Annotated in this window: 13 protein-coding genes; 9 read left to right on the plus strand and 4 right to left on the minus strand. The window is 72.4% G+C overall.

The window, feature by feature from the left end; translation table 11 throughout:
* Window positions 1-2: 2 nt before the first annotated feature.
* The gene (gene folP / locus HB370_RS26090) at window positions 3-863 is read right to left on the minus strand and encodes a dihydropteroate synthase (RefSeq protein WP_030778959.1); all 861 of its coding nucleotides are present in this window, start codon (window positions 861-863) and stop codon (window positions 3-5) included.
* A 135-nt stretch (window positions 864-998) separates the two neighbouring features.
* On the opposite strand from folP, the gene HB370_RS26095 reads away from it, so the two are divergent.
* Window positions 999-1,370: a DivIVA domain-containing protein gene (locus HB370_RS26095; RefSeq protein WP_030778961.1), complete on the plus strand. Its 372-nt coding sequence runs from the start codon at window positions 999-1,001 to the stop codon at window positions 1,368-1,370.
* Window positions 1,367-1,954 carry a DNA-3-methyladenine glycosylase I gene (locus tag HB370_RS26100; RefSeq protein WP_030778963.1) on the plus strand — a complete coding sequence of 196 codons (588 nt, stop codon included), beginning with the start codon at window positions 1,367-1,369 and terminating at the stop codon, window positions 1,952-1,954. The genes HB370_RS26095 and HB370_RS26100 overlap by 4 nt, the downstream gene beginning before the upstream one ends.
* Window positions 1,955-1,981: 27 nt before the next feature.
* Here the strand turns inward: HB370_RS26100 and HB370_RS26105 are convergent, their stop codons facing one another.
* Window positions 1,982-2,785: an enoyl-CoA hydratase-related protein gene (locus HB370_RS26105; protein WP_030778965.1), complete on the minus strand. Its 804-nt coding sequence runs from the start codon at window positions 2,783-2,785 to the stop codon at window positions 1,982-1,984.
* 378 nt (window positions 2,786-3,163) lie between these two features.
* Between HB370_RS26105 and HB370_RS26110 the strand changes: the two genes are divergently transcribed.
* The gene (locus tag HB370_RS26110) at window positions 3,164-3,331 is read left to right on the plus strand and encodes a DUF3117 domain-containing protein (protein ID WP_018544333.1); all 168 of its coding nucleotides are present in this window, start codon (window positions 3,164-3,166) and stop codon (window positions 3,329-3,331) included.
* Between the two features lie 129 nt (window positions 3,332-3,460).
* On the opposite strand, the gene HB370_RS26115 is transcribed toward HB370_RS26110, so the two are convergent.
* Window positions 3,461-4,159, minus strand: coding sequence for an O-methyltransferase (locus HB370_RS26115; protein ID WP_078637421.1), 699 nt, complete (start codon window positions 4,157-4,159; stop codon window positions 3,461-3,463).
* A gap of 234 nt (window positions 4,160-4,393) precedes the next feature.
* On the opposite strand from HB370_RS26115, the gene sigE reads away from it, so the two are divergent.
* The 5 genes from sigE to HB370_RS26145 all read left to right on the plus strand — a co-directional run bounded on the left by sigE (window position 4,394) and on the right by HB370_RS26145 (window position 10,184).
* Window positions 4,394-5,107 carry an RNA polymerase sigma factor SigE gene (sigE, locus tag HB370_RS26120; protein ID WP_078637422.1) on the plus strand — a complete coding sequence of 238 codons (714 nt, stop codon included), beginning with the start codon at window positions 4,394-4,396 and terminating at the stop codon, window positions 5,105-5,107.
* The gene (locus HB370_RS26125) at window positions 5,104-6,093 is read left to right on the plus strand and encodes a zf-HC2 domain-containing protein (RefSeq protein WP_030778971.1); all 990 of its coding nucleotides are present in this window, start codon (window positions 5,104-5,106) and stop codon (window positions 6,091-6,093) included. Before sigE ends, HB370_RS26125 begins: the two co-directional genes overlap by 4 nt.
* A gap of 922 nt (window positions 6,094-7,015) precedes the next feature.
* Window positions 7,016-8,752, plus strand: coding sequence for a trypsin-like peptidase domain-containing protein (locus HB370_RS26135; protein ID WP_244405644.1), 1,737 nt, complete (start codon window positions 7,016-7,018; stop codon window positions 8,750-8,752).
* A gap of 84 nt (window positions 8,753-8,836) precedes the next feature.
* Window positions 8,837-9,280, plus strand: coding sequence for a sec-independent translocase (locus tag HB370_RS26140; protein WP_030787950.1), 444 nt, complete (start codon window positions 8,837-8,839; stop codon window positions 9,278-9,280).
* Between the two features lie 238 nt (window positions 9,281-9,518).
* Window positions 9,519-10,184, plus strand: a complete 666-nt coding sequence (locus HB370_RS26145; RefSeq protein WP_030787947.1) for a hypothetical protein — start codon at window positions 9,519-9,521, stop codon at window positions 10,182-10,184.
* A 54-nt stretch (window positions 10,185-10,238) separates the two neighbouring features.
* Here HB370_RS26145 and HB370_RS26150 read toward each other — a convergent pair whose 3' ends face one another.
* The gene (locus tag HB370_RS26150) at window positions 10,239-12,725 is read right to left on the minus strand and encodes a DUF6185 family protein (RefSeq protein WP_030787944.1); all 2,487 of its coding nucleotides are present in this window, start codon (window positions 12,723-12,725) and stop codon (window positions 10,239-10,241) included.
* A 173-nt stretch (window positions 12,726-12,898) separates the two neighbouring features.
* On the opposite strand from HB370_RS26150, the gene HB370_RS26155 reads away from it, so the two are divergent.
* Complete coding sequence (locus HB370_RS26155) at window positions 12,899-13,294, plus strand: hypothetical protein (protein WP_030787941.1); 396 nt, start codon at window positions 12,899-12,901, stop codon at window positions 13,292-13,294.
* Window positions 13,295-13,303: the final 9 nt, after the last annotated feature.

The following is a 13,303-nucleotide window of genomic DNA, read 5'->3' on the forward strand; positions in this document are numbered from 1 at the left end:
GGCTAGGCCAGGCCCCGCCGGGCCACCGTGGGTGTCCGGTGGCCGGCGATGGCGGTGACCATGTCCAGCACCTGCCGGGTCTCCGCCACCTCGTGCACCCGGTACACCTGGGCGCCGAGCCACGCGGACACGGCCGTCGTGGCCAGCGTGCCGATCAGCCGCTCCTTCACCGGCCGGTCCAGGCTCTCGCCCACGAAGTCCTTGTTGGACAGCGACACCAGCACCGGCCACCCCGTGGCCACCATCTCGTCCAGCCGCCGTGTCGCCTCCAGGCTGTGCCGGGTGTTCTTCCCGAAGTCGTGCCCGGGGTCGATCAGCACCGACTCCCGCGGCACCCCCAGCGAAACCGCCCGCTCGGCCAGCCCGAGGGTCACGTTCAGGATGTCGGCCATGACGTCGTCGTACGTCACCCGGTGCGGCCGGGTCCGCGGCTGCGCCCCGCCCGCGTGCGTGCACACCAGCCCCACCCCGTACCGGGCCGCGACCTCGGCGAGCCCGGGGTCGACGCCGCCCCACGCGTCGTTCAGCAGATCCGCGCCCGCCTCGCACACGGCCTCGCCGACCTCCGCCCGCCAGGTGTCCACACTGATGATCACATCGGGGAACCGGCGCCGGACCTCCGCGACGAAGCCGACCGTCCGGCGCGCCTCCTCCTCGGCCGAGACCTCCTCGCCGGGCCCGGCCTTGACCCCGCCGATGTCCACGATCGCGGCGCCCTCGGCCACCGCCCGCTCCACCCGCGTGAGGGCCGGTTCGTCGCGGAACGTGGCCCCTTGGTCGTAGAAGGAATCCGGCGTCCGGTTCACGATCGCCATGATCACCGGCTCGTGCGGCCCGAATTCCCGCTTGCCCAGCCTGAGCATCCGCCCTGCCCTCTCCTAGTACGTCCCGCTGTACGGCCGCCTGTGACCCTAACTGTCAGACTCGCATGGCACGATCGGTGCCTGACAGATACCGCTGCCGGCAGCGTCCGGTACGAGCGTGGGGACCCTGAGGCGATGGTGATGTTCTTGTTCCTGGTCGTCGCGCTGGCCGTCGTGGTCGCCGCGGTGACCCTGGCCGTGGTCGGCGGCGGGGAGAGCGCCCCGCTGCCGGAGGCGGCGCCGGAGCGGCTCCGGGACCCGCTGCCACCGGACCGCCCGGTGGACCGCGCGGACGTGGAGAGCCTGCGCTTCCCCGTCGCGCCGCGCGGCTACCGCATGGCCGACGTGGACGACGCGCTCGGCCGGCTCGCCGCCGAACTGGCCGAGCGCGACGCCCGCATCGCCGACCTGGAGACCGCGCTGGCCGGCGCCCGGGCCGCCGCGCACGAACAGCGGGCCGAGCACCCGCGGACGGAGCCCGACGAGGGCCGGAAGGAGCAGCGATGACCGGCCGATCCGCCGTCGCCGGGCCGGACGGCGCCCCGCGCTGCCCCTGGGCCCTGTCCACCGACGACTATGTGGCGTACCACGACGAGGAGTGGGGCCGTCCGGTCCACGGCGACGACGCCCTCTTCGAACGGCTCAGCCTGGAGGCCTTCCAGTCGGGCCTGTCCTGGATCACGATCCTGCGCCGCCGCCCCGGCTTCCGCGCCGCCTTCGCCGGCTTCCGCATCGAGAAGGTCGCCGCGTTCACCGACGCCGACCGCGAGCGCCTGCTGGCCGACCCGGGCATCATCCGCAACCGCGCCAAGATCGACGCCACGCTCGCCAACGCTCGCCTGCTCGCCGACTGGGCCGAGGGCGAGCTGGACGAGCTGATCTGGTCCCACGCCCCGGACCCGACGGCCCGCCCGGCCCCCAGGACCCTGGACGACGTCCCGGCGGTGACCCCGGAGTCCACGGCCCTGTCCAAGGCCCTGAAGAAGCGGGGCCTGCGCTTCGTCGGCCCGACGACGGCGTACGCCCTGATGCAGGCGTGCGGCCTGGTCGACGACCACCTGGAGGCCTGCGTGGCCCGCGGCACGCCGTGACGGACGGAGCCGCGGCCCCGCGGCGCGTCACCGTCCCAGGTACTTCGGCTTCTCCTTGTTGACGAACGCCTGGACGGCGATGTGGTGGTCCTCGGACCGCCCGGCCCGGGTCTGCAGCTCGTCCTCCTTCTCCAGCGTCTCCTGAAGGGAGTGCGTCAGCCCGTAGGCCACCGCCTCCTTGATCGCCGCGTACGCCACCGTCGGCCCCTCGGCCAGCGCCCGCGCCACCTTCACGGCCTCGGCGCGCAGCTCGGCCGCCGGTACGACCCGGTTGGCGATGCCCAGCTCCAGGGCGTCCTGGGCGCTGATGCTGCGCGGGAACAGCAGCAGGTCGGCGGCGCGGCCCGGGCCGATCACCCGGGGCAGCGTCCAGGAGATGCCGGAGTCGGCGGTCAGGGCGACGCCCGCGAAGGAGGTGTTGAACGCGGCGGTGTCGGCCACCAGCCGGTAGTCCGCGGCGAGCGCGAAGCCGAACCCGGCGCCGGCCGCGACGCCGTTCACCGCCGCGACCACCGGCTTCGGCGCCCCGGCCAGGGCCCGCACGACCGGGTTGTAGTGCTCCTTGACCGTGCTCATCGTCTGCCCGGCGCCGGTCTCCCGGTCACCGGCCAGCAGCCCGATGTGCTCCTTGAGGTCCTGGCCCACGCAGAAGGCCCGGTCCCCGGCGGCGGTCAGCAGGATCGCCCGTACGGCCGTGTCCCCGGCCGCCGATTCCGCCGCCTCCCGCAGGGCCGCCTTCGTCGCGATGTTCAGCGCGTTCATCGCCTCGGGGCGGTTCAGCGTGATCGTCGCGAGTCCGTCGCTCACCTCGTAGAGCACGGTGTCGGCCATGGCGTGTCCCCTCCGGAGTAGCCGCTGGTGACGTACCGCTCAGTACGTCCCTGTCTGAGGACAGCATGGCGGAGATCCCCGGCCGGCGGCCGGAGCGGACATGTGACCTGCGTCAAAGAAATCCGGGAGGGAGCCGGTCGCAGGAGCCTCGCGGGGTGGCGCAGTATCGCAGGCACATCGCCGAATTGGGTGGTTTTGCTCGCGCGCGTTGCCCAAGCGATGCCGACCGATGTTGGTCATCGGGTCCTGCCATGCGGGATAATGGCCAGGAAGCAATGTGTTCGATGCCGGTGTCGCGTGTCCGTTCCGGATGGCGGGTGCCCCCTGCCCGGGGGTACCGGCAGAGACGATGAGCTGGTTTCAGGAAGGGGAACGAGCATGGCGGCCATGAAGCCGCGGACGGGTGATGGCCCGCTCGAGGTGACCAAGGAGGGGCGGGGCATCGTCATGCGCGTTCCGCTCGAAGGCGGCGGTCGACTCGTCGTCGAGCTGACCCCTGACGAGGCCGAGGCGCTTGGCGACGCCCTCAAGAAGGTCGTCGTCTGACGTCCCGATTCTGTCCTCGCGCCTGCCCCGGCATCGTACGCGGTGCCGGGGCAGCCGCGTCTTCGGGGGCGGCCGGCGCTGCCCCCTCGGCCGGTACCGCGGGCATCCCGCGTACCCCGGGCACCGCCGTCATCGCTTGACGGCGCACAGCAGCCCGTCGCCCACCGGCAGCAACGACGACACCAGCTCCTGGCTCTCCCGCACGGTGCGCAGCAGCTCCCGCAACCGCAGCACCTCGGCGGGCTGGGGCCCCGAGTCGACCGTACGGCCGTCCGCGAAGACGCCCTCGAAGACCACCAGGCCGCCCGGGCGCAGCAGGCGCAACGATTCGGCGAGATAGTCCGGGTACTCCAGCCGGTCCCCGTCGCAGAACACGAGGTCATACCCCGCGTCGGCGAGGCGCGGCAGGACCTCCAGGGCGCGGCCGGGGATGAACCGGGCCCGGTTGCTGGCGAAGCCGCAGCCGCGGAAGGCCTGCCGGGCGAACTGCTGGTGGTCCGGCTCCGGGTCCACCGTCGTGAGTACCCCGTCCGGCCGCATCCCGTGCAGCAGATGAATGCCGGACACCCCGCAGCCGGTGCCGATCTCCGCGACCGCCTTCGCGTCCACGGAGGCGGCGAGCAGTCGCAGCGCGGCGCCCGTGCTGGGCGACACCGAGCGCAGCCCTGCCTCGCGGGCCCGTTCGCGGGCCCAGCGCAGCGCTTCGTCCTCGGCGACAAAGGCGTCGGCGAACGCCCAGCTCGTCTGCCGGTTGGCGGTAATGACCCTCTCCTGTCCCCGTGGTTGCCTGGGCGTGACTGTATCCGTTGGCGGCGGGAACCCGCAGATGAGCCCGTGCGTTTACAGGGATGAGACGGTGGCCGGCGACGCGACGGGGGGCGAGCGGTGAGGCAGGACGCCGAGCAACTGCTGACGCAGCCGGATGAGCCGGATCAGGAAGTATCAAATTCTCGTAAAACCGCTTATCCGGAGCTAACGGGCGAGGTGGCTATGGTAGGGGCTCCACTGGACACCACCAGAGCCGACAGGGGAGGTGCGGCTGCGCCCGGGGATCGGGGTGGAGTGCTGCGGCGCTTCCTCGGGTCGGCGGGCAGGCCGAAATCCGTGACCGACACCGCTGCTGACAGCCACGCCGCCGGGACCGCCGCAGGCGAGCCCCCGACCGCGACCTTCACCACCGACGCGGACGGGCAGGCGTGGACTCCGCCCACGTGGGACGAGATCGTCAGCACGCACAGCGGCCGCGTGTACCGACTGGCCTACCGCCTGACGGGCAACCAGCACGACGCCGAGGACCTCACCCAGGAAGTCTTCGTCCGCGTCTTCCGCTCCCTGTCGACGTACTCGCCGGGCACCTTCGAGGGCTGGCTGCACCGCATCACCACCAACCTCTTCCTGGACATGGTCCGGCGCAAGCAGCGCATCCGCTTCGACGCCCTCGGCGAGGACGCGGCCGAGCGTCTGGCCAGCCGCGAGCCCACCCCGCAACAGCTCTTCAACGACGCGCACTTCGACGCCGACGTGCAGCAGGCCCTGGACACCCTGGCGCCCGAGTTCCGCGCCGCCGTCGTCCTGTGCGACATCGAGGGACTGTCGTACGAGGAGATCGCCGCCACCCTCGGCGTGAAGCTCGGCACCGTCCGCTCCCGTATCCACCGCGGCCGGTCCCAGCTGCGCAAGGCGCTCGCACACCGCTCCCCGGAGGCCCGCGCGGCCGAGCGGCGCTCCTTCCTGGCCCGGGTCCCCGCGCTGGGAGGAGGGGGCGCGACCGCGTGAGTGGATCTCGGTCGAAACCTGCCGAGGAGGCACACCTCGCAGAGCAGCACCTGGGAGACCGGCTCTCCGCCCTGGTGGACGGGGAACTCGGTCATGAGACGCGTGAGCGGGTCCTCGCGCACCTGGCCACCTGCGCCCGGTGCAAGGCCGAGGCGGACGCCCAGCGCGCGCTGAAGAACGTCTTCGCGGAGGCCGCCCCGCCCCCGCCCTCGGCGAGCCTCCTGGCCCGCCTCCAGGGCCTTCCCGGGGGAGATCCGGACGGCGGCGGCACGCCGTCACCCGGGCCCGGACCCGGCGCCTCCGGCGGCCTCGGGCCCTTCGGGGCGCGGCGCGGCGACCGCCTGCCCTTCGGGTACGTCCCGGCCCGCCCGCACGGCCTGCTCCCGACCGGCGCGGACGGCGCCGGCGGACCCCGGGACGACGGCTTCCGTATCCACCCCGTCGGCCGCCCGGACGACGCCCGCACCGCCTCGCGCGGCCGGCGGTTCGCGTTCGCCGCCGCCGGTGCGGTGTCGCTGGCCGCGCTGGCCCTCGGCGGCGTGACCACCGGCTTCCCCGGCGACCCGGCCACGGAGGCCCGCGGCGGCTCCGGCGTCATCCCGGTGCGCTCGGCCGGCACGGGCGGTGGCGCGGCCACCCCGGACAGCCAGCGCCGGCGCCCCGTGGGACCGCTGCTCGCCCAGGGCGGCGCGCTGCTCGGCTCGGCCCCGGTGGCGCCGACCACGCTGTCCGCGCCGCTGCTGCCCGGGGTGCCCGCCCCGGCCTCCGGGCAGGCCCGGGCCGAGGCGGTACGGGCGCTGACCGCTCCGGTGTTCGCCGGTGCGGCAGCCGTCTCCTCGCTGATACGCCCGCTGGACGAAACGGTCGCCCTTCCGCTCACCGACTGGCCCAAGCCCCCCGGGGCCACCGGCTCCGGCCCCCTGCCCGCCCCCGTCCCCGACACCACGCCCTCCTCCGTCACGGCCTCCCCGCACCCCTCGCCCTGACCGTCACTGCGCCACGGCTCGCGCACCTGGTTGAATCCTGGGACGCCGTGCCCGTGGCGCCGACCCGGGGGCGGCAGCCGATGTCCCGTGACCAGCCGTGGGGAGAGCATGAACGAGGGGAACGGCGTGCCGCCGACGGACGGACAGCGGGAAACGCCGGAGGCGACACCGGCCACCCCATCCCCCGAAGACGACGGCGACTTCGAACTGGCCAGGCCGACACCGCCCGCGATCCCCGCAGAGGCCGGGGGAGAGGCTGGGAGAAGGCCCGGGGAGGCCGGCGCGGGGCCCGCGCGGCCCGTGACGGCGGCGAACGGACCCGACGGGGTGGTGGACCCGGTCGTGCGGGGTGACGGGGTGGCGGACTCGGCTGTGCCGACCGTGCGGGGCGACTCGGTGGCGGATCCTGCCGCGCGGGCGGATGAGAGGGCGGAATCCGCCGGGCGGCCCGAGGTGGAGTCACCCGAACCGGGTGCGGTGGCCGAGGTGGCCGCCGGTGGTTCCGGAGGGCGGGATGCGAGCGCCGTCGTACCGGACTCCGGTGAGCGGTCCGGGGCCGACCGGGTCACGCCTCTGCACGATCCCGACCCCTACAGCACCCCGCCGTACGGCCAACCCGGCCCCTGGGCGCCCGCGCCACCGGTGCAGCATCCGGCGGTCACCCAGGCGCACGGTACAGCCGTCCCCGCGCACCTGCCCCCGTCGGCGCCCGCGGCCCCCGGAGCGCCCGTACTCCCCGTGCCACAGGGCGCGCCCGCCCCGCAGCTTCCGGTATCCACCACGGCCCCCCTGCCGCAGATGCCCGCGTCCGGGGCGGCGGTTGGCGCCATGGCGCCCGCGCCTCAGGCACCGGGTTCCGCCACGGTTCCCGGGACGCAGATGTCGGCGCCTGCCATGGCGCCCGCGTCCGGGGTGGCGGTTGGTGCCATGGTGCCCGCGCCTCAGGCACCGGGTTCCGCCACGGCTCCCGCGCCCCAGATGCCGGCGCCTGCCATGGCGCCCGCGTCCGGGGCGGCGGTTGGCGCCATGGCGCCCGCGCCTCAGGCACCGGGTTCCGCCACGGCTCCCGGGACGCAGATGCCCGCTCCCGCCCCGGCACCCGCTTCCCGAGCGGCGGCCCCCGCCACGGCGCCCGCCCCCCAGGCAGCCCGCCCCCCCGCCCCGAACGCCGGCCCCCGCCTCCCAGGCACCGTCCGGCGCCACGCCCCCCACCCCCCGGACACCAACCCCCGCACCTCCCACCGGTCCCGGACTCCCCCCACCCCACGGCACGCCCGCCCCGCAGGGTCTGGAAGCCGCAGCCGCGCCCCTGGCTTCCGTACCCCCTGGCCCGGAGGGCCCGGCGACGTACGGGTCCGCCGCACTCCCTGGCCCGGAGGGCACGTCGGCACCCGGGGCTGCCGTACCCCCCGCCCCGCAGGGCACAGCGACGCCCGGGGCCGCCGTACCCCCTGCCCCGGAGGACGGTGCCGGGCCCTGGGCCGGTTATGACCCCTGGGTCGCGGCTCAGGCGCGGGAGCCGTTGCAGCAGACGGGGGCCAAGGGGCTGACGCGGGCGCAGCGCAGGCGGCGGGCCTGGCGGTGGGTCGTCGGGTGGACCCTCGCCGTGGCCGTCGTCTCCGGCGGCACCGGCGGAGTCGTCGGCGCGTACGTCGAACGCGAAAGACTCGACGGCGTACGGCTGCCGCAGCCCGGGAGCGCGCCGGACAGCATGGCCGGGATCGCCGCCCGGGCCCTGCCCAGCGTGGTCACCCTGCACGTACGGGGCGACGACGAGGCGGGCACCGGCACCGGCTTCGTCCTCGACGCCCAAGGGCACATCCTCACGAACAACCACGTGGTCGAGCCCGCCGGGCCGGACGGCGAGATATCCGTGACGTTCGGCAGCGGCGACACCGCGAAGGCCGAGGTCGTCGGCCGCGACGCCGGCTACGACCTCGCCGTCGTCCGGGTGCGCGGCGTCCACGGGCTCACCCCGCTGCCCCTCGGCGACTCCGACGACGTACAGGTGGGCGACCCCGTCGTGGCCATCGGCGCCCCCTTCGACCTCGCGGGCACGGTCACGTCCGGCATCATCAGCGCCAAGGAGCGGCCCATCACGGCCGGCGGCGAGAAGAGCGACGGAAGCGACCTCAGCTACGTCGACGCGCTCCAGACCGACGCGCCCATCAACCCGGGCAACTCCGGCGGCCCGCTGCTCGACTCCCACGCCCGGGTCATCGGCATCAACTCCGCCATCCGCTCGGCCGGCGGCGGCACCGGCGCCGACGGCGGACAGTCCGGGTCCATCGGGCTCGGCTTCGCCATACCCGTCAACCAGGCCAAGCGGGTCGCCGAGGAGCTGATCGACCACGGCCACGCCACCCACCCCGTGATCGGCGTCACGCTCGACATGGGCTACACCGGTGACGGCGCCCGCATAGGCGACAAGGGCGCGAACGGCGGCCCCGCCGTCACCCGGGGCGGGCCCGGCGACCGGGCCGGACTGAGGGCGGGCGACGTCATCACCGAGGCCGACGGCGCGCGCGTGCGCACCGGCCGGGAGCTGATCGTCAAGATCCGCGCGCACCGGCCCGGCGACCGGCTGCGCCTGACGGTCGAACGCGACGGCACGGAGCGGGAGGTGTCACTCGTGCTGGGCGCGTCCGGCCAGAACTGACAGAAGTCTCACCTCGGGACGGTACCGGTCGGACGGGATGGCCGGGTACCGTTGAGCGACCGAGGACATCGCAAGGAGCGTCAGGTGTTCAATGACATAGGGCCACTGGAGCTGGTGACCATCATCGTGCTCGCCGTGCTCGTCTTCGGTCCGGACAAGCTCCCCAAGGTCATCCAGGACGTCATGCGCACGATCCGGAAGATCCGCGAGTTCTCGGAGAGCGCCAAGCAGGACATCCGCAACGAACTGGGTCCGGAGTTCAAGGACTTCGAGTTCGAGGATCTCAACCCCAAGACCTTCATCCGCAAGCAGCTGGACAACGAGGATCTGGGCCTGAAGGAGATCCGCAACGGCTTCGACCTGAAGAAGGAGATGGCCGAGGTCACGGACGCCGTCCACGGCCGCGACAGCGAGGCGTCGTCCTCGTCCTCCTCCCCGCCCCCGGCCTCCGGCGGACGCGTCGACATGACGAAGAAGCCCGAGGACCCCGGCGACGACCGCCCGCCGTTCGACATGGACGCCACATAAGCCAAGCTTTCTCCGCCCGACACGCAGGCGGGCGTACGCCGCACACGTGACGTGTTTCATAGCGTGCGCCCGTCGCGCACGGCGTGAACAGGCCGTTGGCGCGACCCACGCGTCCAGAGCCTGCCCTGCCGCTCTCCGCGGTGTGGATATGCTGCCGAGTTGTTGTGCGGACTTGACGCGTACGCCCGAAGGGGGGCGGGCCGGCCGGTCCGACGAGAGCGAGGAGGCGTCCGGGCAGATGGAGACGACGAGTCGGGTGGGCGCGCAGGCGCCGGCCGCGGAGGGCGGACAGCAGCTCCCCTCCGCCTGGCGTACGGTCGACGGTTACCTGCGGGCGCCCTTCCCCTGGTACGGGCTCGACGAGGCGTTCACCGGGCCGCGCTGGCTGATGCAGGTCGGCACGACGTCCGACGGTGCCGTGGAGCACGGCTCGACCGGGCACGGGGACGAGCCCTCGCTGCGGGGCGAGAGCGGTTCGGGCGAGCCGCGGGAGAAGTTCGCGGTGGTGGTGACCGTCGCCGCGCAGCCGTCCCGGCGGAGCGCCGACGGCACCGGCCTGCTGGAGGCGACGTCGGTGTCCTCCGCGGCCTGGCTGGCCGGGGTGGGACTGCTGTCGTTCACCTGGCCCGGGCAGATGGACCACAGCCTCCGGGACGACTGGCTGGAACAGCAGACGGAGACGGCGTGGGCCCTGGCCGACGACCTGGACGGCCCGGAGTGGTCCCGTCTCTCCCTGCCGGTCGACGGGGTTGCCGCCTCGTTCCACTACCGGGAGTCCGAGTTCGGGTGGGTGCTCGCCGGTACGACGGGGGCGGGGGTCCATCTCGGCGCGTACGGGCGGGGGATGAGCGCGTACGGACTCGGATTCGCCGCGATCAAGGACATCACGGCGTACGCGTCGTAGCCGACGGGGGGTCGGGGGACCGCTGCGGCCGGGCGGCGGTCCGGGGCCGGCCGGCTAATCGATCAGGTACTCCCAGAGCGTCGCGGCAGCGGCCAGCTGGGCCAGGAACCAGGCGATGTACGCGGCGAAGCCCTGGAGCCGGTAGATGGACATGACGAGCGCGAAACGACTGTGCGTGTACTGCTGGTCCTCGCTGAACGTCGACGCGTCCATGACGATGCTGGTGGCCGTCAGGACGACGGCCATGAACAGGGAGTAGAGGAGCAGGCGCGTGAAGGCCCCGCCGATGAGGAGATTGAGCAGGACGGCCAGGCAGGCGGGCACGGCGTAGGCGAGGACCAGGCTCAGGGCCCGGACCGGGCTCGGACGGCCGGGCAGCAGGCGCCACAGCGCACCCAGGACGAAGCCCGCGGCGGCCCACGCCGCCTGCAACGCGATGAACTTCACGACGATCTCCGGGAGCGCGGTGGGCTCGTATCTGAGCCGCATCTGCTGCAGACGTGGCTGCAGTTCCAGCACAAGCAGCCCTACGGTGCCCGGGATCCCGAACCAGAACGCCACGCGCGCGGCGCGGACCGCGTTGTCCCACCAGTGACCCTCCGGCCCCCAGGCCAGGGCGATGTCCATGACGGACAAGTGGGCGGGCGGCGGCCTGTCGCTGTCGCATCCGGTCAGCAGCCATTGCCGCAAGTCGCGCTGACGGGCTTCCACCTGGTCCAGCGTCATGCTCGCGCTGCCCCCCTTGCCGAGCACACGCGATTCGTTCTCGAGGAAGCGGTGCTCATGGGCCCGGTCCATCAGCTCACGGCGCCACCTCTCGCTTCTCATCCTGCGCAGGCAGAAGGTTTCGCCCACCCGGCCCAGTACCGACCACCGTCGTCCCACCGAGAGGACTCCGAACAGTGAGGCGATGTTCAACAGGAGCCAGATCGGGTACTGAGCGGCGTTCCCGGCGACCGATGCGCCCTGCACACCCGAGGTGAAAGCGAAGATCCCCGCGGTGAGCAGTACGTCGGGTCCTTCCGGCCCCAGCGCCGATCTCTCCCGATTCTCATCGTCCTGCCGCCGCGTCCTGGTGCGGTAGCTCAAGAGGGCCAGGAGCGCGATCCCCGTCAGGACCCAGCTGTCAGAGAAGATCAACGTCAGGTGGGACAACGAGAAGTTCGCCAGGTAATTGGCGACGTTCGCCCCGTGCGTCTGCCCGGCGGTCTGCCCGGCGGGCCAGGAACTCCTCTCCCATTGGTTCTCATTCGCCCAGGAGAGACATCCGAGCAGGCCGCCGGCAACGGCTCCGATCGCCAGGGAGGCCAGGGTGACGCAGAGAACCGGAGCCCTGTTCCATCTGTCCGTCCAGGAGGCGGGGACCATGAGCCCCTCGCGGGCGAAACGCCACGCCCACGCGGTCAGGGCCGCCAGCCACAACCACACGGCCGCCAGACCCATGAGCACATAGCCCACCTTGCCCAGGACGCTCGGTTCGGTCTTCGAGACCAGATGCGGCGGCAGGTAGAACAGGTGGGGCGCGACGACCACCAGCAACCCGGCCGCCGCCACGGAGATGACCGCGGCTCGCACGGCGCGGGCCTGGAGAGGCGTGCCACCGAGCCAGGGACGGGCGACAAGGGTCAGGGCCAGGCCGGCCGAAATGCACATGAGGGCATTCCACGGCGGACTGACGTGTTGGTAGCTGATCACGATCAGCATCACGGCGACCGACCCGCTGAGCGCGGCCCATTGCAGTACGGCCTGGACAACGCTGTCCCTGCGGCCGTCGCTCCCGGCGGAAGGACGCCTCGGCCGCCCGCGCAGCGCGGCCAGCGCGACCACGACCGAAGCGCACACCCACCAGGCCCCGACGCCGATCTTGCTCCAGAACGACCGGCCGTAGGTCAGGACCCACCAGCGCTGCCACGGAAGACCGAGGTCGAAGGTGATCCGGCCGGGCGGGTCCCCTTCCCACATCCACTTACCGTCGTGAGGCGAGGCGGTTTTCGACGTGTCGTCAAATCTCAGGCCCCCGAGGTCCGCCTGCACTTTCCAGTGGGATTTCTGCAGCGTCGTCGGACTGAACTGAACGGTCCATGTGCCGCCCTTCTTCCACTTGATCACCCATGGGCCGAGCTTGATGGGGGCATAATCCCTGATCCATGCGTAGGATTCATATCTCACTCGAATGTCCTGCCCCTGCTCTTTCACCTCCGGGTCGTCGAACCGCCATTCTGACCGCCGGATCGACGTGTCCTTCCCGCGCAGCAGGCACTGCATGGCGTGCCTGTATTCTTCGGAATGCTTGCCGAGAAGCAGCCGGTCGGCCAGAACCCAGTCGGCCATGGGAATCTCGACAGTCATGTCCGAGTGGATTCTGACGGCGTCCTTGTCGTGTTGGTCGAATTGAATCAGGGCGTCCACACGACTGCTCTCGAGCTGGCTTTCCCGGCAGCTGCTGCCATCGTTCTGCAGGGCTTCCGAGGGAGAACACCCCCACCACATCAGGTTCACAAAAATCAATGGCAGTAGCTGCCACCATCGGATCCCCTTCATTGTCCGCCACCTCCTTCCGGAGGAATTTATCGGCGCCGTGCGCGGGATGCCCAGGGACACGCGAAGCGGTTTCGGCAGGCCACCCCATCGGCTGCCGCCCGTGGAATTGCGGGAAAATAGTCCCTGGTCGATACTGGAATCCGATGTGCCGTCAACTGTCCGACGGAGGGGTCATGACCGACATGAACGTTTCCGCTACCCGGGCCCCGCTGCCCCGCTTCGAGGAAGCCGAGGGGCTGGGCCCCGAGGACTCGGAATTCGTCAGGGACATCGTGGCGGTGCTCGCCAAGCACGGCAACCTGGACCGCTTCGGCCTGTGTCTGCTCCACGACCACTTCCCGCTCGCCGCGGACGAGGTCCTCGTGGAGACCAACGACCCCAGGGCCCGCACGCTGAACGTCCACGTGGAGAAGGCGGACAGGACCCGGCATGCCAAGGCGTCGCAGTGGCGGTTCGTCCCGCATGCCGAGCGCGAGCCCGGAGCCGGACCCGAGCCGGGCGCGTACGAGGAGATCCTGCTCTGCACCAAGCTCGACCTCTGCCCGGGGGACGAGGACGAGGGCGACTGAGCTTCACGC

This window comes from Streptomyces sp. DSM 40868 (assembly GCF_011820545.1).
Taxonomy (GTDB): Bacteria; Actinomycetota; Actinomycetes; order Streptomycetales; family Streptomycetaceae; genus Streptomyces; species Streptomyces eurythermus.